This is a genomic window from uncultured Paenibacillus sp. (assembly GCF_963515335.1).
In the GTDB taxonomy this organism is placed as follows: Bacteria; Bacillota; Bacilli; order Paenibacillales; family Paenibacillaceae; genus Paenibacillus_I.
This window is the reverse complement of sequence record NZ_CAUPYC010000047.1, coordinates 1-23,974: the sequence shown is the minus strand read 5'-3', so window position 1 is coordinate 23,974 and position 23,974 is coordinate 1. Positions and strand designations below refer to the sequence as shown.

Annotated in this window: 19 protein-coding genes and 1 pseudogene; 19 read left to right on the top strand and 1 reads right to left on the bottom strand. The window is 55.5% G+C overall.

Annotation, left to right across the window (positions count from 1 at the left end):
• Nucleotides 1-34 precede the first annotated feature (34 nt).
• The 7 genes from RWM61_RS14335 to RWM61_RS14305 all read left to right on the top strand — a co-directional run bounded on the left by RWM61_RS14335 (nt 35) and on the right by RWM61_RS14305 (nt 8,078).
• The gene (locus RWM61_RS14335; RefSeq protein WP_314001952.1) at nt 35-1,531 is read left to right on the top strand and encodes an FGGY-family carbohydrate kinase; all 1,497 of its coding nucleotides are present in this window, start codon (nt 35-37) and stop codon (nt 1,529-1,531) included.
• A gap of 5 nt (nt 1,532-1,536) precedes the next feature.
• The gene (locus tag RWM61_RS14330; protein WP_314001950.1) at nt 1,537-2,595 is read left to right on the top strand and encodes a galactitol-1-phosphate 5-dehydrogenase; all 1,059 of its coding nucleotides are present in this window, start codon (nt 1,537-1,539) and stop codon (nt 2,593-2,595) included.
• Between the two features lie 90 nt (nt 2,596-2,685).
• Nucleotides 2,686-3,474, top strand: a complete 789-nt coding sequence (locus RWM61_RS14325) for a DeoR/GlpR family DNA-binding transcription regulator (RefSeq protein ID WP_314001948.1) — start codon at nt 2,686-2,688, stop codon at nt 3,472-3,474.
• A gap of 290 nt (nt 3,475-3,764) precedes the next feature.
• Nucleotides 3,765-5,207: a sugar ABC transporter substrate-binding protein gene (locus tag RWM61_RS14320; protein WP_314001946.1), complete on the top strand. Its 1,443-nt coding sequence runs from the start codon at nt 3,765-3,767 to the stop codon at nt 5,205-5,207.
• Between the two features lie 66 nt (nt 5,208-5,273).
• A complete protein-coding gene (locus tag RWM61_RS14315) occupies nt 5,274-6,209 on the top strand; it encodes a sugar ABC transporter permease (RefSeq protein ID WP_314001944.1) in 936 nt (311 codons plus the stop codon).
• On the top strand, nt 6,206-7,021 hold the full coding sequence (locus RWM61_RS14310; RefSeq protein ID WP_314001941.1) for a carbohydrate ABC transporter permease: 816 nt from the start codon (nt 6,206-6,208) through the stop codon (nt 7,019-7,021). Before RWM61_RS14315 ends, RWM61_RS14310 begins: the two co-directional genes overlap by 4 nt.
• Before the next feature lie 34 nt (nt 7,022-7,055).
• Nucleotides 7,056-8,078: a zinc-dependent alcohol dehydrogenase family protein gene (locus RWM61_RS14305; protein ID WP_314001939.1), complete on the top strand. Its 1,023-nt coding sequence runs from the start codon at nt 7,056-7,058 to the stop codon at nt 8,076-8,078.
• Nucleotides 8,079-8,201: 123 nt separating this feature from the next.
• Here RWM61_RS14305 and RWM61_RS14300 read toward each other — a convergent pair whose 3' ends face one another.
• Nucleotides 8,202-9,578, bottom strand: coding sequence for an extracellular solute-binding protein (locus RWM61_RS14300; protein WP_314001937.1), 1,377 nt, complete (start codon nt 9,576-9,578; stop codon nt 8,202-8,204).
• Nucleotides 9,579-9,694: 116 nt separating this feature from the next.
• Here RWM61_RS14300 and RWM61_RS14295 point away from each other — a divergent pair, with 116 nt between their 5' ends.
• From RWM61_RS14295 to RWM61_RS14240, 12 genes and pseudogenes are all read left to right on the top strand, one after another.
• Nucleotides 9,695-11,236, top strand: coding sequence for a response regulator (locus RWM61_RS14295; RefSeq protein ID WP_314001935.1), 1,542 nt, complete (start codon nt 9,695-9,697; stop codon nt 11,234-11,236).
• A gap of 28 nt (nt 11,237-11,264) precedes the next feature.
• Nucleotides 11,265-13,007 carry a sensor histidine kinase gene (locus tag RWM61_RS14290; RefSeq protein WP_314001933.1) on the top strand — a complete coding sequence of 581 codons (1,743 nt, stop codon included), beginning with the start codon at nt 11,265-11,267 and terminating at the stop codon, nt 13,005-13,007.
• A 154-nt stretch (nt 13,008-13,161) separates the two neighbouring features.
• Entirely contained in the window at nt 13,162-14,655 is a 1,494-nt protein-coding gene (gene xylB / locus RWM61_RS14285; protein WP_314001983.1) for a xylulokinase, read from the top strand.
• A gap of 28 nt (nt 14,656-14,683) precedes the next feature.
• Nucleotides 14,684-15,754, top strand: coding sequence for an NAD(P)-dependent alcohol dehydrogenase (locus RWM61_RS14280; RefSeq protein WP_314001931.1), 1,071 nt, complete (start codon nt 14,684-14,686; stop codon nt 15,752-15,754).
• A gap of 467 nt (nt 15,755-16,221) precedes the next feature.
• A complete protein-coding gene (locus RWM61_RS14275; RefSeq protein ID WP_314001929.1) occupies nt 16,222-17,277 on the top strand; it encodes a Glu/Leu/Phe/Val dehydrogenase dimerization domain-containing protein in 1,056 nt (351 codons plus the stop codon).
• Nucleotides 17,278-17,580: 303 nt separating this feature from the next.
• A complete protein-coding gene (locus tag RWM61_RS14270; protein ID WP_314001927.1) occupies nt 17,581-18,573 on the top strand; it encodes a sugar ABC transporter permease in 993 nt (330 codons plus the stop codon).
• On the top strand, nt 18,536-19,045 hold the full coding sequence (locus tag RWM61_RS14265; protein WP_314001925.1) for an ABC transporter permease subunit: 510 nt from the start codon (nt 18,536-18,538) through the stop codon (nt 19,043-19,045). The genes RWM61_RS14270 and RWM61_RS14265 overlap by 38 nt, the downstream gene beginning before the upstream one ends.
• Entirely contained in the window at nt 19,009-19,230 is a 222-nt protein-coding gene (locus RWM61_RS14260; RefSeq protein WP_314001923.1) for a hypothetical protein, read from the top strand. The genes RWM61_RS14265 and RWM61_RS14260 overlap by 37 nt, the downstream gene beginning before the upstream one ends.
• A 31-nt stretch (nt 19,231-19,261) precedes the next feature.
• On the top strand, nt 19,262-20,029 hold the full coding sequence (locus tag RWM61_RS14255) for a methyl-accepting chemotaxis protein (RefSeq protein ID WP_314001921.1): 768 nt from the start codon (nt 19,262-19,264) through the stop codon (nt 20,027-20,029).
• An 89-nt stretch (nt 20,030-20,118) separates the two neighbouring features.
• Nucleotides 20,119-21,547 (top strand): annotated as a pseudogene (locus tag RWM61_RS14250) (alpha-glucosidase); the annotation flags it as partial.
• 1,217 nt (nt 21,548-22,764) lie between these two features.
• Entirely contained in the window at nt 22,765-23,388 is a 624-nt protein-coding gene (locus RWM61_RS14245; protein WP_314001919.1) for a reverse transcriptase domain-containing protein, read from the top strand.
• 158 nt (nt 23,389-23,546) lie between these two features.
• Nucleotides 23,547-23,974 (top strand): hypothetical protein (locus tag RWM61_RS14240; RefSeq protein WP_314001917.1); only part of this gene is annotated, 428 nt, incomplete at its 3' end.

The window sequence follows — 23,974 nt, the reverse complement described above, 5'->3', positions numbered from 1 at the left end:
TCGGGCCGGCAATCCGGGAAAGGTGGCGTTCGTAATGACAAATCACTATTTGGTCGGGATCGACATCGGAACCTCCGGCTGCAAGGTCGCGCTGTTTGCGCCGGACGGCGACATTCTGTTCCAGGGGACAACCTCCTATCAAACGCATTATCCGCTGCCCGGTTACGCCGAGCAGAACCCGGACGATTGGTGGCGGGCCGTGTGCGACGGACTGCGGCAAATGCTGCATCGCACGGGCATCGACCCGAAGCGGATCAAGGGAGTCGGCGTCGACGGGATGAGCGGAGCGGCGGTGCCGATGGACGGCCAGGGGAGAGCGCTGCGCAACGCCATGATTTGGCTGGACCGGCGGACCGTCAAGCAGTGCGAGTCGATTACGGAACGGATCGGCGCGGAGAAGCTGTTTGCCGTGTCGGGCAATCCGATGTCCCCGTCTTATGTGACGGGCAAGATGTTGTGGATCAAGGAGAACGAGCCCGATCTGTACAAGCGGACGGAGAAAATGCTGCAGTGCAACAGCTACATCGTCTATAAATTGACCGGCAAGTATTCGCAGGACGTCTCGCAGGGCAACGGGTTTCATGCGTTCAACATCGAAACGGCGGCATGGGACGAGACATTGTGCGAACAGATGGGCATCGCGCCCGAATTGCTTCCGCCGATCTGCCGGTGCAGCGATATTGTCGGCGAGGTTACGATGGGGATCGCGTCGGAAACCGGGTTGGCCGCCGGAACGCCTGTCGTTGCCGGCGGACTGGACGCCGCGTGCGCCACGCTCGGCGCGGGGGCGATCCATGCCGGCGAAGTGCAGGAGCAGGGCGGCCAGGCCGGGGGCATGAGCATCGTGATGGATCGTCCGGTCAAAAATGAGAAGCTCATTTTGAGCTGCCATGTCGTGCCGGACAGATGGATTTTGCAAGGCGGGACGGTCGGCGGCGGGAGCCTGAACTGGCTGAAAAGGGAGTTCGCGGGAGAAGCGGGCGATGATTTCTTCGCGCTGGCTGGCGAAGCGGCCGCCCGGATCAAGCCGGGCAGCGATGGACTGCTTTTTCTGCCGTATATGGCAGGCGAACGCTCGCCGATCTGGGACCCGGACGCCAAAGGCGTGTTCCTCGGTTTAAGCTTTGAAACGACGAAGGGGCATATGATCCGCGCCATTATGGAAGGCTGCGCGATGGCCTTGCGGCACAATCTGGCGACCGCCGAGGCAAGCGGGGTCCCTGTCCATACGCTGCACAGCGTGGGAGGAGCCGCCAACAGCGTGCTCTGGACGCAAATCAAAGCGGACGTAACCGGAAAAGCGTTCAAAATTCCTTCTTCCGATTCGGCGGCGGCACTCGGCGCGGCCATTCTGGCCGGCATCGGCACCGGCATTTACAAGGACGGCGGGGATGCGGTCGCAAGGACGGTTCGCATCCAGCGCGAGCAGGTACCGATAACCGCGCATGAACGGATTTACGGCCAGGCATTTGAAATCTATCTGGAATCCTACAATCGGCTTAAAGATCTATTTCCCAGGATGGGGTGGTGAACCGCATGAAAGCAGCCGTGCTGTACGCACAGAACGATATCCGGGTCGAGGAAATGGCGGTTCCCGCCCTGGAGCCGCATGAGATTCTGGTGAAAATAAAGGCGACGGGCATTTGCGGCTCCGATCTTCCCAGAGTGCTGGGGGATGCCGCCCATCATTACCCGATCGTATTGGGTCATGAGTTCGCAGGAGTGGTGGAGCGGATCGGAAGCGGCGTTTCCAGGGTGAAGGCCGGCGACCGCGTGGCGGGGGTGCCGCTCAAGCCCTGCTTCAAATGCGGCGACTGCCTGAGCGGCGGCTACGCGCAATGCAGGCATTACTCGTTCATCGGCTCAAGGGTGAACGGAAGTTGGGCGGAATATGTAGCCATTCCGGAAATCAACGCCATCCGCTTCGACGATGCGGTCAGCTTTGAGGAAGCGGCGTTCGTCGAGCCTTCCGCCGTGGCGCTCCATGCCTTGCAGCACATCCGGTTTCAAGGCGGCTGGCATACGGCCGTTCTCGGCGGCGGCAATATCGGCTTGCTGGCGCTGCAATGGGCCAAAATTTTGGGAGCCCGGGAAGTGACCGTGTTCGATATCGACGATGACCGGCTGGAATCCGCGCGCCGGCTGGGGGCCGACCATACGATTAACGCGGCGCACCCGGATATGGAGGAGCGCTGGAAGCGGATTACGGACGGCAAAGGGTTCCCGGTCGTGCTGGAAACCGCCGGCTCCGAGGCAACCATGAGACAAAGCTTCGAGCTGGCCGCGAACAAGGCGAAGGTTTGTTTTATCGGAACGTCCGCCAAAGACATCACCTTTGCCCATAAGCAATTCGAGCTGATGAACCGCAAGGAGTTCACGTTGACCGGCTCGTGGATGTCGTACAGCGCGCCGTTTCCCGGCAGGGAGTGGGAATTGACGCTGCATTTCCTGAAGCAGGGCAGATTGAATTTCAAGGACCTGATTGACAGAAGGTTTCCGCTTGAAGAGATCAACGCGGCGTTTGATTTATACCGCATGCCCGGCGGCGTCAAAGGGAAGCTGATGCTGCTCCCGGACGATTTGCGCATTCGTTGAAAATTTCCTATACTGGGAACAGCTCGAATGAAACGAAACGATTCGGAACCGAACGAAACCCGGCCCGGATCGCCGAAAGGAAAGCTTCCTATGAATAAGCAGCCGCACCGGCGGAAAATGCGAGGCCTCGAAAGGCACCAATATATTATCGACTATCTGAAAACCCATAAGAGCGTCGACGTCTCGTTCCTCAGCGCCGAGCTGGCCGTTTCGGAAGTGACCGTGCGCAAGGATCTGGAGAAGCTCGAGCAGGACAAATGGCTGGTAAGAAGCCACGGCGGGGCGGTGCTTAACGAGAATCTTTTCGTTGAGCCCTCTTTTGTCGAGAAAGAGGATCGGCTGACCGGCGAGAAGTCGGCCATTGCCGCGGAGGCCGTAAAGCTGATCCGGGACGGCATGGTCGTGGCCATGTCCACGGGCACGACGGTCAGCCGGTTGGCCGGCCTGATCCGGGACCGAACCTCGCTCACGGTCGTAACCAATGCCGTCAACGTCGCAACGGAGCTGATGGGCCATGCCGGAATCGAGCTGTTCCTCACGGGCGGACATATTCGTCCCAATACGTTCGCGTTAATCGGCGAGACCGCCGAGAAATCGCTGGACGGCGTGTATACGGAATACGTCTTTTTCGGCGCGAACGGCTTCAGTGCGGACGAAGGCTTGACTACCCCCAGCATGGAGGAGGCGAGGGTGGTTCGCAGGCTGATCGACAACGCCAAGCATGTCGTCGCGCTGGTCGACCACAGCAAATTCGGCAAGGCAGCCTTTTACCGGATCGTCGCGAGCGGCCAGGTCCATACCGTCATTACGGACGGCAAGGCGCCGCAGGACGAGGTGGACAAGCTTCGCGAGCGCGGCATACAGGTGATTTTGGCATAATGGAGGTAGACGTAACACTCTTAACAGCGTCGGGCCATGCCGGTTCCGGTACGCATGAAAGGGTGTTTTTTTGTAATACGTAACCTCGCTGGTTTACTATTTTTGTTAAAATATTTTTAGGTGGGACGGCGGTCCTCCTTAACGGTAAATGGCCTGACTTATAAATAAAACGCTTTCATTTTATAAAAAAATTGTGTATCAAAATCAAACACCGTTCATTTAAAGCCTCGTTCGCCTGTTTTATGATGGTGATGAGGGTAACGCCTTAAAAATTCGATGGGGGAATGGATATGGTCAAAAGATTCAAGGTTTTAAGCGCTGTATTGCTCATTATCGCTTTGGTCATCGCAGGCTGCGGTTCTTCAGGCGGCAATAATGCGGGCGGCACGGAGCAGTCGAGCAACGGCGGAAACGGCGGCGGCGCTGAAGGCGCCAAAAATGAAAGCGCCAACAGCGGCGGCAAGACGGAAGGCGTGACGCTGACCGTCGCCACCGTCAACAATCCGGACATGAAGATCATGCAGAAGCTGACTCCAGAATTCGAAAAACAAACAGGCATCCGAATCAATTACGTGGTATTGCCCGAGAACGACCTCAGAAAGCAAGTGACGATGGACGTCTCCTCCGGAGCCGGTAAATTCGACATCGTGACGATCGGCACCTACGACACGCCGATCTGGGCGAAGAACGGCTGGATCGCGGATGTGGATCAATTTTTCGCCTCGATGCCGGATGCGGAAAAGCAAGCGTACGATCTGGAAGATATTTTCCCGGTTATCCGCGACGCGCTGTCCTACGAGGATAAATTGTATGCGATTCCGTTCAACGCGGAGAGCAGCCTGCTCTTCTACAATAAAGAAAAGCTGGAGAAGGCGGGCGTCGAGATGCCGAAAAACCCGACATGGGAGCAGGTAGCTGAGGCGGCCAAGAAAGCGAAAGCGGCGAACAACGAGCCGGGCATCATTATCCGCGGACTTCCGGGCTGGGGCGAGATGCTGGCGCCGGTCAACACGATCATCAACGCGTTCGGCGGCCGCTGGTATGACGAGAACTGGAACGCGACGATGGACAGCCCGGAGACGGTTGCCGCGATCAAGTTCTACGTTGATCTGCTGGCGGCGGCAGGCCAGCCAGGCGCAACGACGACAGGCTTCACGGAAGCGCTCACTCTGATGCAGCAAGGCAAAGCGGCCATGTGGTACGATGCGACGACGGCGGCCGGCTTCCTGGAGGATCCGAACAGCTCCACGATTTCCGGCAAAGTCGGCTATGCGCTGGCGCCGAGCCAGGCGAAGGACAAGAACGGCTGGCTGTGGTCGTGGGCGCTGGGCATCGAAGCGGCGAGCAAGAACAAGGAAGCCGCGTTCAAATTCGTTACCTGGGCGACGAGCAAGGAGTACATCAAGCTGGTCGGCGAGTCGGAAGGATGGGTAGTCGCGCCTGCCGGAACCCGCAAATCGACGTACGAGAACGAGGACTACAAGAAGGCCGCTCCGTTCGCCGAGATCACATTGGAAGCGATGAACAGCGCGGACTTTAAGAAGCCTACCCTCAAGCCGGTGCCGTATGTCGGCATCCAGTATGTCGCCATTCCCGAGTTCCAGCAATTAGGCACCGAAGTTAGCCAGGATATCGCCGCCGCGATCGCGGGGAATAAAACCGTGGAACAGGCGATGAAGGACGCGCAGGCGAAAGCGGAGAGAGTGGCTGTAGAAGGCGGTTATAAAAAATAAGGCATAGCGGGAGGGGAGCGGCAGCTTTCCCTCCCGCACTACAAAACAAAAGTAGGGTTGATCACGATGCAGGAAATTACCGATATCCGGAAGGTGAATATGAAGCATAGCGTGAGAACGCATAACAAAACGTTCGAGCCGCCGGTCAGACGGCTGCTGTGGCCGAGCATCATTTTTGTCGCATTGATTACGCAGATTCCGTTCCTGATCACCATCTATTACAGCTTGCAGGACTGGAACCTGATGAGACCCGACAAGGGAATCACCTTCTCGGGCATTCGCAATTACTCGAAGATTTTGCTCGATGCGGCTTTTTACGAGGTGTTGTGGAACACCTTTTTGCTCACCGGCGGCACGCTTATCGTCTGCCTGGTAATGGGGCTCCTCTTCTCCCTGCTGATGAACCGGGATTTTTTCGGCAAGGGAATCGTCAGGACGATGCTGGTTTCTCCGTTCTTTATTATGCCGGCCGTGGCCGGTATCGTGTGGAAAACGATGCTCTTGAATCCGAGCTTCGGATTGACGGCTTATTTCGCTTCCGTATTCCGTTTTCCGCTGATCGATTGGCTGGCGAGTTATCCTTTGACGACCATCATGCTGATGATCGCCTGGCAATGGATTCCTTTCTTCATGCTAATTTTGCTGGCGGGGCTGCAGTCCGTTCCCGATGACGTCATGGAGGCCGCCCATCTGGACGGGGCAAGCGTCTTGCAGCGGTTCTACAACGTCATTCTCCCGCATCTGCTCAAATATATTGAAGTGGCGGTGCTGCTCGGCCTGATCTTCATCATGCAAACGTTCGGCGAGATTTACGTCACGACAGCCGGCGGACCGGGCTATGCGTCCACCAACCTTCCCTACTTCGTGTACCGGGTCGGATTCCAGAATTGGGATGTCGGCGGCGCATCGGCAGTCGGCGTCATCATTGTCGTCATCACCATTGTGTTGATGACGGTGCTGTTCAAATTTTTGCGCAAAACGTTTCAAGGAGAGCTGTCATGAGAAAATTAGCTGCCGTCCTGCTGACCTTGTTGACGTACCTGGTGGCCGTCGTCTATTTTTATCCCGTGTTCTGGATGCTCATGACCGGCTTCAAAAAAGAAGGCGATGCGGTGAAAATGCCGCCTTCGATCTTCTTCGATCCGACGAAGGAGAACTATCAGCTCATTTGGGACAGCGGCGTCGTATCGTTTTTCAGCAACTCCGCGGTCGTTACGCTGACCTCTACCCTCTTCGCGCTGCTGCTCGGAGTGCCGGCCGCCTATTGCCTGGCGATGTTCAAGCTGAAAAAAGCGGAGGACATTCTGTTCTGGTTCATATCGACCAAGTTTCTGCCGGCGGCGGGCATCATTATCCCGATCTACATGCTGTTCAAAGAGCTGCAGCTGCTGGACAGCCTGTGGGCGCTGATTCTGCTCTATACCGCGATGAATGTGCCGCTCGTCGTTTGGATGATGCGCTCCTTCTTCAAGGAGGTGCCGCATGAGCTGCTTGAAGCTTCCCGGGTGGACGGCGCGTCCGATACGCGGACGTTTTTCCGGATTACGCTGCCGCTCGTGCGGCCGGGACTCATCTCCACCGCGCTGCTGTCGCTTATCTTTGCCTGGAACGAGTTTTTCCTCGCGGTCAGCCTGACCGCAACGAGCGCGGCGACGATGCCCGTTCATATGGCCTCGTTCATGACGCAGCAGGGTCTGTTCTGGGCCAAAATGTCGTCGGTCGCATCCATTGCGGTCGTGCCCGCCCTGCTCCTGGGGTGGTTTACGCAAAAGCAGCTGGTCCGCGGCATGACGATGGGCGCTGTGAAAGGTTGACTTATATTTCACTATACAGTTGGAGGAATGGACAATGACGGACAGAATGATGAAAGCGCTCGTGGTCGAAGAGCCGCATAAAGCGGTCGTGAAGCAGGTGCCTTACCCGAAGCCCGGCCCGAACGAAGTGACGATCAAGGTGGACAGCGTCGGCATTTGCGGCACGGATGTCCATATTTTTGAAGGCGATTTTATTTCCGCTTATCCGATCATACCCGGGCACGAGTTTTCCGGAACGATCCATGAATGGGGCGAGGCCGTCACAGGCTGGAAGATCGGCGAGCCGGTCAGCGCCGATCCTTCTTTATTTTGCGGCTCCTGCCGATTCTGCCTGACGAACCGCGGCAACCACTGCGAGAATTGGGGAGCCTTGGGGAATACGACTTCCGGCTCGATGGCCGAATACGTTAAGGTTCCGGTCAAAAATGTGGTCAGAATGCCCGAAGGGATGTCGTTCTCGGAGGCTGCGTTCATCGAGCCGCTTGCTTGTGTCGTGCATGGGATGAACCGGCTGCAGGTGAAGGCGGGAGACCGGGTGATTCTGTTCGGGGCCGGCGCCATGGGGCAGCAGCTCGTGCAGGCGATCGCCAGATCGGGCGCCTCGGAGCTGGTCGTCGTCGACGTATCGCAGCAGAAGCTGGATATGGCCTGCCGGTACGGGGCGACGAAAGGGGTCCTCAGCCGGAATTTGGACGAGGAGCTGTCCAGGGAGAATTATCCGTACGGCTTCGATATCGTGGTCGACGTGACGGGCATTCCGGCCGTCATCCAGCAGGCGTTCGACTATATGGGGCCGACGGCCAAATTTCTGCAGTTCGGGGTTACGCCGGAGAACGCCAAGGTGCAGGTGAGCCCGTTCAGAATCTATCACAAGGACTGGACGATCATCGGCTCCATGGCCATCAACAATACGTTCATCCCGGCGTACCATTGGCTCAAGGACGGAAGAATCGAGGTCAATCATCTCGTTTCCAAACAGATCTCATTGGAAGAAACGGTGGACTTTTTCAATTCGCCCAGAGACCCGAACCATTTGAAAATCCAGATTAAAATTTGATGCGTCCGGCGGTCGGCCGGGTCGCGGATGCGAAAAAACGGTCAGTTTGGGCAACGATCCAGACTGGCCGTTTTATCATACAGGCGTGTCGGTTATCGCGGCCGCCCGCCTTGCACCGTCCGATTATCCCGCTTCGTCCAGCATTCGATCGATTTTCGGCTTCAGTTCGTCCAGCCCTTCCCGGGCGGTCCGATACTCGCCGTTGACGATTCTCTTCAGCGTGCGGGCCCATTCGTTCGTCGCCGCGAAAAAGACGGGCTGAGGGGTGAACATGACCGAGGCGTTCTCCAGCTGCGCATTCAGCGTTCGCACGAAGCCGTCCGCCCGGCCGACCAGCTTGAGATATTCCTTGTCCGCCATGACCGATTTCCGCGCGGGATGAACGACGTTGGCATTGATCGCCGCCCAGCGGATAAACTCCTTCGAACTGAAGTATTGCATGAACAGCCAGGCGGCCTTCTTGTTGTTGGAGGCATTGTTCATGCCGAGCCCCCACGCCCATAAATTCGTCGATGCGGCCGGATCGTCCGGGTTCGATAACGGAGCCGGGGACCAGGCGATATTGCCCGCTTCCTTCGAGTATCCTTCGACGTTCTGAATATACGAATTGATGTCCGCATCGAACAGCATGGCGACTTTGCCCGCGCCCAGGGAGGCGCCCGCTTCGTTCCACGGATTCTGCTGCCAGGAGCTTGACGAGGTGCATTTGCGAACCAGCTTTACCCACAGCTCGGTCGCCCGAACGGCCTCGTCCGAGTTGACCGCCGAGCGCAATTTCCCGTTTTCGACTACGAAATCCTTGGCGCCGAAGTTCGTAAAGGCCGTTATAAAGGAGGTCGAAAGGCTCGTCCATTTATCGGAAATCCGCACGGACAATCCGTCAATCCCGCTGCCGCTTAGCGTTTCGCACCTGTTGACCAGATCGGGCAGCGTAAGCGGCGGCTCAAGCCCGTATTGCCCGAAAATCCGCTTGTTGTAGGCGAGGGAATTAAGCTCGAAGCCGATCGGCACCGCCCACTGGTAGCCGGTCCCGACCGGATCGCCCGGCGTCAGGCTCCATTTCATCGAGTCGAGGGCCTTCGGTTGGAAATCCTCTGCGTCATAGCCGGGTATGAGCATGGCGGGATCGGCGAGCATCTCGTCCAGGCTCTGCATCAGCCGCTTCGGCGCATGCTCCCAAATATAGTACGTGCCGGTCATAAACACGTCGGGAGTGCCGCGGCGATCGTTGAGCGCCAGATCCAATTTATCGATATAATAATCTTCCGGCGTTATGATATAATTGACTTTAATGCCGGTCAAGCTCTCGAAATCCTGAAGCTTGCGCACGATGGCCGCCGAATACGGATGCTGATTGAGCATGACGCTGATTCGCGCGCCTTCGAAAGCTCTCCAATTGTAATCGGGTTCCGGCTTCGGCCGCGGCGGGTAACCGGCAAAAACAACGAGTAAACATAAGCTGGCGAGAACCATGAATTTGCGGAAACCTGAGCCGAACACCAAACCAAAACCTCCCAAAGAAGAAATCGCTTACAACCGACTAGAAATGTTATGGACGACGATGTTTATTATACTTGAAATAGGACGGATCGGCACCATTGGAGGTAACTTTAACGATGAAAGTGTTAATCGTCGACGACGAATTTCTGGTGCGAATGGGACTGAAGTCCATTATCCCTTGGGAAGAGAAAGGGTTTACGCTGCTGGACGACGCCAAGAACGGGTCGGAAGCGATCGAGATTTTCAACGAGACGCAGCCCGACATCCTGTTGACCGACATCTCGATGCCGTTTATGGACGGGCTGGAGCTGATCCGGATTCTCAAGGGCAAAAATCCTTCGCTGAAAGTAATCATTCTATCCAACTACGACGATTTCAAATATGCGCAAAAGGGCATTCAATTGGGCGTCAACGAGTATATCCTGAAGCATGAAATATCTCCGGAGAAAATATTGACAGCGCTCGAGCGCCTTGCCGGCCAGCCGGACGACAGCCGTTTCCCCTCGGCCGCGGCGGCCGGAAAGGATTACGGCGCGCATCTGTATCGCCTGTTATTCAAGGATAATCTTTCCGTGCGGGAAAAGGAAGAGAGTATTGAAACTTTGACGAAAGATTTGCGCGGGACTCATTATACGGTCTTGTCCATGCTGCTGAGGTTTGCCGATACGGAAGCGGATACGCTGAATCTGACGAAGGAAGAGACGATCGAGAAGCTGTCGCTGGAGACGCTGAAAGGCAAAGATTTTCATGTGCTTTCGGCCGTGCGGAAAAATGAAGTCATCTTCGTTCTGAACGGCGGCGAAGCCGGCGGCATGCATGACAGAATCAAAAAAATGATGCACACCGTCAAAAATAATGCGAAGCAGTTTCTGAACCAGAACCTGTTTATCGGGATCGGCGGCACCGCCGGGCATATCGGGGAGCTGCGCTTGCTGTACGAGCAGTCCAAAGCCGCGCAGGAAGAGAGCTACTTCTCGGGTGAGATCACGGTGTTCTCCGGAGCCCGGGTTGCGGAACGGGACAACGATCCGCTCGTGAGCCTCGACATGGAGCAGTTGAATAAATGGGTCAAATTGAAGGACGCCGGCCGTGTCGAGAAGTTTCTGGCGGACCTGTTTCAGATGCTGTACAACATGAAATCCGTCGCCGCCGTCAAGAGCGTCTTCAACCGGTTGACCGACGATAACGCGGAGCTGTTCGTAACGAACAACCTGATCTTGAACCAGCAGGCCTTCGTCGATTTTTCGGGCTTCGATGATGTCAGGCATTATGTGATCGACGTGTACAAGAAGATTTGCCAGCATAACGGGCGGAACATTCATTCCGTCCATATCGCGAAAAGCATTCAGTACCTGCAAAAAAACTATAAGGACAATATCTCATTGTCTCAATTGGCCGACTATCTGCAGATCAATAAAAGCTATTTGAGCCTGCTGTTCAAGCAGGAAATCGGCGTGAACTTCACCAATTACCTGAACAATATCCGGATCGACAAAGCGAAGGAGCTGCTGCTCCATTCCAATTACAAGGCCTATGAGATCGCCAAGCTGATCGGCTTCGACAATCCGTACTATTTCAGCAAAGTGTTCAAGGAAACGACGGGCATGAACTGCCAGGAGTTCAAAAAGGCGTCCGCCTCCCTCGGCCATGACGGATAAGCGATAACCTACCAAAGCGGGTGTTAGCTTGATACAGAAACGGATCTTTCTCTTTATCTCCTCCCTGGTCGTGCTCATGCTGATTTCGATCAGCGTCATCGTCTACTTTTATTTTTTTCAAACGATGCGGGAGAAGGAAATCGACAGCGCGGTCCGTTATTCCAACGGCACGAAGCAAAGCGTCGAGCTCATCCTCAGCTTCATGAACAACACGGTCAATTCCATCAGCAAAAACCGGAATGTGATCAAGGAGTTGAGCGGCCAGTTCAACGGCAGCGATGAGGAGGCGGCAAGCTCGCGGACGATCGTCCATTCGCTGATCAACAATCTCGTTTCGATCCACGAATACATCCGCAAAATCGAAATCATCGGCAACCGGGAAGGGGGCAGCTATTTCAGTACGGTCACCGGAGAGGTCCAGGGGCGCATAGCGGAGCGGAATGCGGAAATCGAGGGCAAGCTGAAAGGCTGCTACAAGGATGCGGCGGACACGTATTATTTTCTGTGCGTGAACGGCAATGTCATCTCGTTCGTCGTCCCCATTTTTGAGCCGCAATCGGGCTATCGGCTCGGGTTTCTGGTCATCGACATCAACCGGTCCTATCTGGAGGAGATCGTCGCGACGACGACGGGCGGCGCCGACGAGAAGGTGCTGATCGTCACGGCGGAGAACGAGACCATTCTCAGCTATCCGTACACCGCCAATCTGAGCGGCGTCACCGAGCAGTATCCGCAGCTGCTGAAGCAGGAGCAGACGCAGATCAACGGGAGAATTTTCGGCCAGGAAAGCATCATCGTCTCCGACTCCATCAGCTACAGCAATTGGCGAATCGTGCGCATGATCGATACGGCCAAAATCAACGCGTCGATGAATCAGCTGGGGCAAATCGGGCTGCTAGCGCTGCTGCTGTTTCTGATCATTTCATTCGTGGCTTCCTACCGGCTGTCGATCTATTTCACCAAACCGATCATCGAGCTGAACAGGAAGATCAAGCAATTCGAGAAGGGCAATATGGACACCAGAATCGATATTATCCGGACCGACGAATTGGGCCAGCTGAGCAACTCCTTCAACAAAATGGTCGTCAAGCTGGATACGCTGCTGCGCAGGACGATCGAGGAGGAGCAGAAGAAGAGCGAGATGGAGTTCGAGCTGCTCCAATCGCAGATCAATCCCCATTTTCTATACAACACGCTCGATTCGATCCGGTGGCTGGCGGTCATTCAGAATGTGGACAATATCGGCCATATGACGACTTCGCTCATCCAGCTTCTGAAATACAGCATCTCGCACAAAGGCCGGATGGTCGCCCTGTCGGAAGAAATCAACATGATCAAAAACTATATCACGATCCAGAAATACCGGTACGGCGATATTTTTGAGGTCGAGTTCGACATCCAGGACGAGGCTTGCGACTGCTGCGTATTGAATCTGATCCTCCAGCCGCTGGTCGAGAATGCGATCTATCACGGCATGGAATCGAGGGAAGAGGGCGGCATCATCCGGATCGAGGCGCATATTCGCAGCGGCGAGCGTCTGGAAATCAGCGTCATCGACAACGGTTCGGGCATGGACGAGAACGAATGGAGGAGCGGTGCGGGAAGCATCAAAAAAATGCATACCGGCATCGGCCTCCGCAATGTCGAGGAACGGATCAAGCTTTACTTCGGCGAGCAATACGGATTGCGGATCGGCAGCGGCATCGGCGAGGGAACCCGAATGACGATCACGCTCCCGAGGCTCTATCCGGAGAGCGGTTCGGCCGACTGATTCGCCAATCGCCGCAAGCCTGTTGAAAGAGTGTAAAAAGAAAGCTTAAAAAATATAAAAAAAATGCATTTCTATTATCCGGCGCTGAGGCTACAATTGAAACAGAAACGCGATGTAAACGGTTAAATTTAGAAAAGGAGCGTCTGAAGTGAGCATGTTGCTGGGCATTGATCTGGGAACCTCTAGCGTAAAAGCGCTGCTGATGGATGTGCACGGCCGGACGTACGGCGCAGCCCAAGCGCAGTATGACATCGACGTTCCGAGGAAGGATTGGGCCGAGCAGCCGCCTGACAAGTGGTGGACCGCCGCCGCCGATACGATCCGCAAGCTGTTCGCCGACACCGGCGCCGATCCGGGAAGCGTATGCGGCATAGGATTATCCGGCCAAATGCACGGACTCGTCGCGCTGGACGCGGCGGGAATGCCGGTCAGGCCGGCGATCATCTGGTCGGATCAACGATCGAAGCGGCAGGTCGATCGCATCAATGAGCTGTTGGAGCGGATGAACCTGGCCGGCGAAACGATGAACAAGGCGTCGGCGGGCTTTGCGCTGGCGTCCTTGCTGTGGATCAAAGAGAATGAACCGGATCGATATGCGTCGGTTCGCAGCGTCGTTCTGCCGAAGGATTATATCCGCTTCAAGCTGACCGGGCGGATCGGTTCCGAGGCGACGGACGCTTCAAGCACGCTTGCTTTCAATACCCGCGGCAGGCAATGGGCGTATCCGTTGATCGAAGCGCTGGGCATTGCGGCCGACTTGTTTCCCGAATGCCGTGAGCCGTTCGATATTGCGGGCGAAATAACGGCGGAAGCGGCGCGGGAGACGGGTCTGCGTCCCGGGACGCCCGTCGTTTACGGCGGCTCCGACCAGTGCATGCAGGCGGTCGGCAACGGGGCGGTCGAACCCGGCCGGGTCATCTCGAATATCGGGACCGGCGGCCAGGTCTCCTCGATGGTGGCCGATCCGGTCTACGATCCGCAGTGGAGAATGAATTCGTTTTGCCATATTTACCCGGACTCCTGGGTGATCCAGGGCTCCAATCTCAACAGCGGCCTTGCGTTGAAATGGCTGAAGGAAAATGTGCTGCAGGCGGCAGATTTTAACGGCTTGATGGACATGTGCGCGCAGGTGGAGGCGGGCAGCGAGGGCGTGCTTTTTCTGCCGTACCTGATCGGGGAACGAACGCCGCACATGGATGCGGACGCAAGGGCGGGCTTCCTCGGCATGACCTTGAAGCACCGGACGGAGCATTTGGTCAAGGCGGTGGCGGAAGGCGTCGTCTACGCGCTTCGGGACGCGCTGGAGCTGCTGGAGGAGCAGGGCATCCGGGCGGAGAAGGTGATCGCATCCGGCGGCGGCGCGAAGCACGGCTTATGGCTGCAGTGCCAGGCGGATATTTTCGGCAAGCCGGTTTATACGACCAACGTGATGGAGGAAGCATGCGTCGGCGCGGCGATCGTCGCGGGAACCGGAGTCGGCGTATTTCGGTCCGTTCGCGAAGGGTGCGATCGGGTCGTAGCCCTGGATGAGCGGTATTATGAGCCGAATCCGCGGCACAAAGAGCTGTACGACCATTACTACGCCCTGTTCAAACAGCTTTATATCCGGAACAGGGAGCTGTTTACCAGATGGACGCCGGATTGTTAATCTCATACCAGGAAAGGAATGGATAGCTATGTCTACCAGCCAGTTGCCCCAAACGATGAAAGCCGCCGTCATGCATAACACCCGGGAAATCCGGATCAAGGAGCTGCCCGTCCCGCAAATCGGCCCCGACGAGGTATTGATCAAAGTGATGGCGGTCGGGATTTGCGGTTCCGATCTGCATTACTATTCGCACGGCCGCATCGGCAAATATGTGGTCGACAAGCCGTTCATTCTCGGCCATGAATGCGCGGGCGAGATTGCCGCCGTCGGCTCCGCCGTCCGGCGTTTCCGCGCGGGCGACCGGGTGGCGGCGGAACCGGGAGTAACCTGCGGTCGCTGCGCCGCTTGCAAGGAGGGCAGATACAACCTCTGTCCGGACGTCGAGTTTCTGGCTACCCCGCCGTTCGACGGCGCGTTCGTGCAATATATCAAAATTCGCGAGGATTTCGTATTCCCGATTCCCGACACTCTCTCCTACGAAGAGGCGGCGCTCGTCGAACCGTTCTCGGTCGGCATCCATGCCGCGGTCCGGACGAAGCTGCAGCCCGGCTCGACGATCGCGATCATGGGCATGGGACCTGTCGGCTTGATGGCTGTCGCGGCGGCCAAAGCGTACGGCGCCTCCACGATTATCGTCACCGATCTTGAGCCGCTGCGGCTTGAAGCGGCCGGGCTGATGGGTGCCACCCACGTCATTAATATCCGCGAACAGGATCCGGTCGAGCAAATCGGGATCATAACGAACGGCCGGGGCGTCGACGTCGCCTGGGAAACGGCGGGCAACCCGAAGGCGCTTCAATCCGCGCTCGGCTCGCTGCGGCGGGGCGGCAAGCTTGCGATCGTAGGGTTGCCCGCGCAGGATGAAATCCCGCTGAACGTGCCTTTTATCGCCGATAATGAAGTCGATATATACGGCATTTTCCGCTATGCCAACACGTACCCGAAAGGCATCGAATTTCTGTCGTCGGGGGTCGTCGATGCGACCAAGCTTGTGACCGACAAATTTGCCCTCGAACAGACGCAGGAAGCGATGGAGCGGGCGCTTAACCAAAAGAGCGAGTGCCTGAAAATCGTCGTCTACCCCAATGGATTGATCTGATTGATAACGCGCCATAAAGCCTCCATCGCCATGCTTTAACGTGGCAATGGAGGTTTTTGTTTGGCCGAACGATGATCGGGAATACGGCCGTGATGTTAGCGGCATGGTATGCCGTAACGGAGCATTTTCGGGCAACCGGCGGCGGTTAGCGGCACAGCGTACCGCTAGCTCGGCGAAAGTGACGGATTACGGGGGAAATTGCGATGTCAGCGGCATGGTATGCCGCTAGCGGAGCATTTTCAGGCAACCGGCGGCGGTTAGCGGCACGGCGTGCCGCTAATGCAGCCGGTTATATCAGGTAGATGCCGGGTGCAAGTCTCACAAACAGGGCTCGTTGAAGGTTTGGCCCGAAGTATTCGGCTGCGCTTATTCCGGTCATCATCGGCCTGTACCGCCGAATAAGATATAGGAACCTGATTTCCGCCGGTTTCATCGAATTCCCGGGAACGTCCAGAGGAGGGCTATGCATGGATTTGTGGCAGTCGATCGCGGCGGACGGGTTTGAACAGGTGCTGTTCATTCAGGACCGTCCCAGCGGCTTGAAGGCGGTCATCGCGATCCACGATACGACGTTGGGTGCGGCTCTCGGGGGCTGCCGGTTCATGCATTACGATTCGGAAGAGGAAGCGGTTTTCGATGCGCTGAGGCTGGCCAAAGGGATGACCTTTAAATGCGCAGTATCCGGGCTTCCATACGGTGGAGGGAAGGCGGTCGTCATAAGACCGCCCGGCCGGAGCGGGGAGGAAGCGGCCTTTCGCGCCCTCGGCCGAATCATAAATCGGCTCGGCGGCCTCTATATTACCGGCATGGATCTGGGCACGACCGTCAGGGAAATGGACTGGATCAAATCGGAAACCGATTATGTGACGGATACCACGGGCTCGCTGGGGGCCTCCGGAGATTTTACGGCGAAGATGACCGCCTATGGCGTTTATCTGGGGATTCGGGCATCGCTGGCAAAGGCGTTCGGATCGGCTGAGCTGCGGGGCCGGACGGTCGCCGTGCAGGGGTTGGGGAAGGTCGGTTATTTCGTATGCGGTTATTTGCATCGCAAGGGGGCGAGCCTGCTCGTCTCCGACCTGAACGACAGTCTTGTCGGCAGGGCCATTAAACAGTTTAACGCATATGCTGTCGGGAAGGATGAAATCTATCAGCAGGCATGCGATGTTTTCTGTCCTTGCGCGCTGGGCGGTATTATTAATGAAAGCACGGTTCCGCTGCTGAGATGCCGGATTGTGGCAGGCGCGGCGAACAATCAGCTGGCGGAACAGCGACATGGCGACATCCTGCACGCGAACGGAATTCTATATGCTCCCGATTATGTGATCAATGCCGGCGGCATTATCGTCACGGCGGCTGAAATTGCAGGCCGGAGCGCCGATGAGGCGCGAGTACAGGTATCGGGCATCCGCCGCACGCTGAACGGGATTTACCGGTATGCCGAGTCCCGCGGCATCTCTTCCTCCGAAGCCGCAGACCGGTTGACAAGGCGGCGCCTTTGCTCTGCACGGCATCAACCCTGAAGCGGCAAGGCGGCAAGGCACGGGGAGACTGCGCCGGAACGGTCGGCTCCGGAAATGCGAGGGCAGCCATTTCCATCTGAAAGGAAAGGTTCGGCAAAAAATAAGGATCGGGCGGCGGCGTTGCGCCGTTGCCCGATCCTTTTTCGTCGCTATACGTATCGTTGCCGGTTTAATTCGTGCTGTCGCGGATCGACAGGTAATGGGTGACGTTGGAATGGCTGGGGAGGCCGCGCTCTCCCTTGATCATTTTGATCAAATTGCGGGTGGCCGTCATGCATTAAAGACGCTTACCGGGTCGGTAAATTGCGGGAGCAAGGCGGACGGCCGAACGCGTTCGGGGAGACGGTCAGATATGTGTTCGATTACCGTTTTCCGCAGCTTGTCATCACCGTGCCGATTATCGGCATTCTGTTCTTTACGGTACTGCCGATTGTGTTCATGATTCTGCTGGCGTTTACGAACTTCACGCGGGAGAACATGCCGCCGGCCGAGCTGATCGATTGGCACGGTTTCAAGACTTTCGGGGATATGTTCCGGATCAAAGCCTGGAGCGGCACCTTCTATGGCGTTACCATGTGGACGTTCAGCTGGGCATTCTTTGCGACATTCACCTGTTTCTTCGGAGGATTCGCGATCGCGCTTCTCGTTCAGCAGCAGGATGTCCGTTTCAAGTCGTTTTGGCGGGTCCTTTATATTCTGCCGTACGCCATCCCCGCATTCGTATCGACTTTGATCATGCGTAATATTTTTAACGGCCAGTTCGGACCGGTCAATCAGTATTTAACGATGCTCGGGTTTGAGAAGGTGCCGTGGCTGACCGATGCCGTATGGGCGAAATTCACGATTCTTCTGGTCAATCTTTGGCTCGGGTTCCCGATTTCCATGCTGATGGTTATCGGCATTTTGTCCACGATCCCGAGGGATATGTATGAAGCAGCCGATATCGACGGCGCGAGCGCTTTTAAAAAGCTTCGTTTCATTACGTTCCCGGCCGTCATGTATTCCATGGCACCGATCCTGGTTCTGCAGCTCGCACTGAATATCAACAACTTTAACCTGATTTATCTGCTCACGGGCGGCAATCCGGTCAACGCGGATTACCGGTTCGCGGGAAGCACGGATATTCTGATTACATGGCTGTACAAATTATCCATCGATCAGGGCCAATACAACTTCGCCTCGGTTATTCTGTTTCTATCCGGCTTTGTGGGTCGTGATGTCTTCTTTGCGTCCGGGCACCTCACTGTTCAGCGAAACCTTGGTTCCGGCCCAATTTACATTCGTCCATTACGTTGAAATTTTTCAGAGATATCCGTTCGGCCTGTGGTATATCAATACGCTTAAAATCGCGTTGACCAGTACGGCAATCGGCACGACTCTGGTTCTGCTCACTGCGTATATGTTCTCGAAATTCCGCTTCTCCGGGCGCAAAAATCTGATGAGCGGCTTGCTCGTTCTGAGTTTGTTTCCCGGGTTTATGAGCTTGATCGCCTTATATATCGTACTCAATCAGTTCAATTTGCTGAATACGCATACCGCGATCATTCTCGTCTCGGCGGCGGGAGCTCCGCTTGGTTTCCTGTACGCCAAAAGCTATTTCGATACGATTCCGACAAGCCTGGTTGAAGCCGCCAGGATCGACGGCGCCTCGCATTTCGGCGTTTTCTTTCGGGTCATCCTGCCGCTCTCGTCCCCGCTCATCGTATATACGTCGCTGACGATTTTGCCGGCGTGTTTACGGATTTTATTTTCGCCAAGCTGGTGCTGAAGTCTGGCGAGAAATTGACGCTCGCCGTGGGCTTGTACAACATGATCGTCAACAACTTTGCGAGGCCCGAATTTACGATGTTCACGGCAGGCTCCGTATTGGTCGCGATCCCGATTACGACATTGTTTATTGTGTTGCAGCGTTATATCGTTGAAGGCTTGACGACAGGCGCCGATAAAGGCTAATAGAATATGATGCGATAAGGCGGGGTCTATCATGAAAGAAGGCCAGGCGAAAAAAGAAGCCTCCACCATTATGTTCATCGATTTGCTGGACGGCTACACGAAAGTGAAAAAGGATACGGTCGACGCCAATCTGGCAAAAGCGGAAAAAATGCTCGGCGAGCTGAAGACAGGTTTCAAGGAGCTGGACGACGAATACAAGTCGACGGATTTCAGAAGCTCGTTCGAATCGCTGGCCGTAAGAATGGATTCCGGGTATCAGGCGTTGAAGAAAGCAAAGGGCCAGACCGGTATGCTGTCGTTGAATGCGTCGATCGAAGCCGCAAGAGCCGGCGAACACGGCAGCGGGTTCGCGGTAGTGGCCGGGGAAATCCGCAAGCTTTCCGCGCAAACCGACGGATTGTCCCGGAACATTGCTTCGGATCTGAAGCAAATCAAAGAGGATCTCGCGCAATGCGAGAAAAGCTTTGTGTCGTTTGCCGGCCTGATCGGGAAAACAAAGACGATATCGGAGAATTCCAACGCCACGTTCAAACAGCTGGAAAGCCAAAGCGGGGCGCTGGCGGCCCAAATGAACGATATTACGCAGGCGATCGGCGAAATCGCCTCCGACATGACGACGATCGTGACCTCGGTAGAGCAATTGACGGAGTCTTCCGCTCACGTGAATGAACGGATGAATCAGATGGAAGGCTTGTCGGAAGAGCAATATCAAATTTCCGGAAATTTGATGGAAATGACCGACACGCTGAAGGAAGCGGCCGGGCAGCTGCGGGAGAAAACGTCGGCGTTTAAGCTTTGATTCTTCTGTTGTACAATACAGAGGCAGCCCACTGCCCGTTTTGAATCTTAAGGATGGATTGGGGAAACCGTACAAAGGAGTTGCACGAAGTGGAAAGAATATGGTGGAAAGAAGCGACCGCGTATCAGATTTATCCTCGCGCCTTTATGGACAGCAACGGCGACGGCCTCCGACGAGCATCCGTGGTTCATCGAATCGCGCTCGAGCAGAGATAACCCGAAACGGGATTATTATATCTGGCGCGATGCCAAGAACGGGCTTGAGCCGAACAACTGGGAGAGCGTTTTCGGCGGTTCGGCGTGGGAATACGATCCGCAGACGGATCAGTATTACATGCACATTTTCTCGCGCAAGCAGCCCGACCTAAACTGGGAAAATCCCGAGGTTCGCGAAGAGCTGTACAAGATGGTCAACTGGTGGCTCGACAAAGGCATCGACGGGTTCCGGGTGGACGCGATTTCTCATATCAAGAAGGTGCCGGGATTCCCGGACCTGCGCAATCCGAAGAAGCTCCGCTACGTGCCTTCCCTTGAGGGGCACATGAATCGTGAAGGCATTCAGGATTTCCTAGAAGAGCTGAAAAGCAAGACGTTCGCCAAATACAATATTATGACCGTCGGCGAAGCCAACGGCGTTAGTATACAGGATGCGGATCATTGGGTCGGCGAGCAGAACGGAAAGTTCAACATGATCTTCCAATTCGAGCATTTGGGCTTATGGAACAAAAGCGTGAACGGCGGCCTGGACATTGCTGCGCTGAAGAAAACCTTGACGCGCTGGCAGAAAGGGCTTGAAAGCAGCGGATGGAACGCGTTGTTCATGGAAAATCACGACCAGCCGCGCTCCGTCTCGACCTGGGGGGACGATCGGACCTATTGGGACAAGTCCGCCAAGGCGCTGGCTACGATGTATTTCCTCATGCGGGGTACTCCTTTCATTTACCAGGGGCAGGAGATCGGGATGACGAACGTGCAGTTTGATTCCATCGAGGATTACAACGACGTCGCGATCAAAAATCTGTACCGGCTGGAGCGGGAAAACGGCAAAAGCCACGATGAGATCATGCAAATTATCTGGAAAAACGGGCGCGACAATTCGAGAACGCCGATGCAGTGGAACGACATGGAGAACGCCGGCTTCACTTCGGGCCGCCCGTGGCTTAGGGTTAACCCGAACTACAAGGAAATCAACGTGCAAAAGGCGATGCAGGATCCGGACTCGATCTACCATTATTATAAAAAGCTGATCCGCCTGCGGGCCGAGCATCCGGTTGCCGTCTACGGCACGTACGACCTGGTTCTCGCCAAGCACAAGCAAATTTACGCTTATACGAGAACGATGGGCGACGAGAAGCTGCTGGTCATCTCGAATCTGTTCGCCGACACGGCCGCGTTCAATCTGCCGCGCGCGATCAAGTATGCATCCTGGGAGCTGCTGGTCGCAAACTATGAGGTTGACCCCGCGGAGCGCATCCGCAAAATCACGTTAAGGCCGTATGAATCCCGAGTATACCGGCTCAGCTGCCCGACCGTGGTGCCGATGCCGATTCCGGGAATCGACTTCGCGTCTCCTGTTAGGGATGAGGAGCTGTTGGAAGGCGCGGGTTAGTATTAGCCATTGTTCAACTAAAACCCTTGACCGGCCCTATTGGGGACGTCAAGGGTTTGTTTTTGTGCGCCACGCATGGCGCGTAGCTAGGCGGTGAAAGTCCGCTATGGGGGCTGGCAGTTGCCAACCATTAGCCAAGAGCAAGGGTGTCCGCCGCGAGTTGGAATCTGAAGGAAGCTGGAGGCAAAGTCCCGACCCGAGGAACACGAATCGTATCAGGCATCCAAAGTGGGATGAGTCTGCAAAACAAGACGAAATCCAATAAACTGCACAGACACGAGGATGTAAATGCGGCGGGTACACGGGATGAAAGTGTTACGCGTCTTACCGTGGGAGGTCTCACGGACGCATGAAGCGAATTTGCGACATGCGGTTGAAACAAGATTTATCGTGAGAAGTCAGCAGATACCATATTGCGCGCGTGGCAGCACGATCATCAGGCGGGTTAAAGTCCCGCTGAGCCTCGGACTAGGAGGCTTATATCCAAACCCGGGGGTAATGCCTCGGGGGCCGGCAATTTCTTTTTTTTTGCCGGAGGGCAGGGCGTCTGCCGTGAGGCAGAGTCTGAAGGGCTTGAGGAGAAGTACCAGGCCGTAGTGAAACGGGGCTACCCGAATTGCGAACCGGTCGGCCAAAGATGGGGCAAGGTCGAGTCTGCACTATGGAGACGAAGGCGTTCTAGTTCACCCATCGCACCAAGGTGTGTGCGGGCGGCATGGTACGGAAGATGTCGATGTGACCCACGGAGATCTCGTCGTGTCTGAAACGAATGCACTCGCAGGACGAGTGGGTAAATAAAGTCGAAGCGGTCGTGCCGCGCCCGCCGCTTCAAAGAACGCGCGGCAGTTTCAGTAACGGATGCTATAAGGAAACCCCGAAGTGCATGCCGGATGCATGGCGAGAAGTCGGAGAGCTGCGTACTACTTTGGAACGGACGAACAACAGAAACGTCCGGATCAGTCGCCCTGGTGCGGCTGGCTTCTGCTCACTCAAAAGGTGAAACAGAAGGGGAAGGCGACTCGCTTTATGGAGACCGGAACTGGCATGAGTTTCGTGAGTAAGCAGCAAGGAACGGATAGTTCCCTATGTGAAAGACCCAGAACTTGCAGGCGGAGGATACGAGACGCATGAAAGCAGAAGGCACAGAACGGAAAGTTCATTCTTTAATCGACAAGGTATACCACCGAACAAACTTGGAAATGGCATGGGAATCGGTGAGAGCAAACGGAGGCAGTGGAGGAATCGACAAGGTCGCCATTCCGGCGTTTGAGGCTGTAGCCGGGACGGAAATAGAACGACTGCACGAAGAGCTGAAACAGGGCACGTACCGGCCGATGCCGGTCAGACGGATTCTCATCCCCAAGAAAGGGAAGCCAAACGAGAAACGACCGCTCGGCATTCCGACGATACGAGACAGGGTTTGTCAGCAAGCGTTGAAAAACAGGCTTGAATCTATCTTTGAACCCCTGTTCAGCGAGTGCAGTTTCGGATACCGACCGGGACGGTCCACGCACCAAGCCATGCGGAAGATTTACCGCGAAATCATGGATGGATGTGAATGGATTGTGGACGCGGACCTGCGAGATTTCTTCGGAACGGTCCACCATGAACCGCTAATCGACATGATTGCGGAGCAAGTCAGCAATGGCAGAATCCTCAAACTGGTTAGGCAGATGCTCGAAGCCGGGTATATGAAAAGCGGAAAGAGATACGCCACTCCAAGCGGAACACCGCAAGGGTCCTTATGCTAAGCTTTGCATAAACCCCCTTATGTGAAGTAGCACGTTATGCAAAGTAAACCCCACAAATCCAGGCCAGCAAAGGACTTCAACCAAAATTACTTTGCATAATATTCCGAAATGTTTAGTAGGAGAAGTAGCTTCTCACTATACAATTCGGAGGTAGCATCATGGAAGTGCCATTTTCGGAATTAACTGCTCGACTCGAAAAAGAGCTTTACCGCCTGCACTACAACGAGCAATCGATCAAGTATTACAGGTCGATGTGGCGGCGAGTCGCCACATTTTTAGAATCAGAAAAATCGGCTCGATTCACTGAGGAAGCCGGGCTCCATTTTCTTGAACGTGAGTACAACTTCTTCGAACTGGAGAAAACCGGAAAACTGACGCAATCGATCATTAACGTCTTTCGAGTGGTCAGAATGCTTGGGGATTTTCAGCAACACGGCTGTATCCTACGCAGGTATTACAAGCAAAAGAAACTTCTACAGAGCAAGACATTTGAAGAAAGGCTCCATCATTACGTCATACACTGCGAAATTAAAGAATATTCAAAGGTGACAAAGAATAATTCCATGAAGATAGCCGAGAAATTTTT

What these genes read in the sequence shown, in the direction of transcription:
- RWM61_RS14335 (WP_314001952.1), top strand. Translation starts at nt 35, where the DNA reads ATGACAAATCACTATTTGGTCGGGATCGACATCGGAACCTCCGGCTGC.
- RWM61_RS14330 (WP_314001950.1), top strand. Translation starts at nt 1,537, where the DNA reads ATGAAAGCAGCCGTGCTGTACGCACAGAACGATATCCGGGTCGAGGAA.
- RWM61_RS14325 (WP_314001948.1), top strand. Translation starts at nt 2,686, where the DNA reads ATGAATAAGCAGCCGCACCGGCGGAAAATGCGAGGCCTCGAAAGGCAC.
- RWM61_RS14320 (WP_314001946.1), top strand. Translation starts at nt 3,765, where the DNA reads ATGGTCAAAAGATTCAAGGTTTTAAGCGCTGTATTGCTCATTATCGCT.
- RWM61_RS14315 (WP_314001944.1), top strand. Translation starts at nt 5,274, where the DNA reads ATGCAGGAAATTACCGATATCCGGAAGGTGAATATGAAGCATAGCGTG.
- RWM61_RS14310 (WP_314001941.1), top strand. Translation starts at nt 6,206, where the DNA reads ATGAGAAAATTAGCTGCCGTCCTGCTGACCTTGTTGACGTACCTGGTG.
- RWM61_RS14305 (WP_314001939.1), top strand. Translation starts at nt 7,056, where the DNA reads ATGACGGACAGAATGATGAAAGCGCTCGTGGTCGAAGAGCCGCATAAA.
- RWM61_RS14295 (WP_314001935.1), top strand. Translation starts at nt 9,695, where the DNA reads ATGAAAGTGTTAATCGTCGACGACGAATTTCTGGTGCGAATGGGACTG.
- xylB (WP_314001983.1), top strand. Translation starts at nt 13,162, where the DNA reads ATGTTGCTGGGCATTGATCTGGGAACCTCTAGCGTAAAAGCGCTGCTG.
- RWM61_RS14280 (WP_314001931.1), top strand. Translation starts at nt 14,684, where the DNA reads ATGTCTACCAGCCAGTTGCCCCAAACGATGAAAGCCGCCGTCATGCAT.
- RWM61_RS14275 (WP_314001929.1), top strand. Translation starts at nt 16,222, where the DNA reads ATGGATTTGTGGCAGTCGATCGCGGCGGACGGGTTTGAACAGGTGCTG.
- RWM61_RS14255 (WP_314001921.1), top strand. Translation starts at nt 19,262, where the DNA reads ATGAAAGAAGGCCAGGCGAAAAAAGAAGCCTCCACCATTATGTTCATC.
- RWM61_RS14245 (WP_314001919.1), top strand. Translation starts at nt 22,765, where the DNA reads ATGAAAGCAGAAGGCACAGAACGGAAAGTTCATTCTTTAATCGACAAG.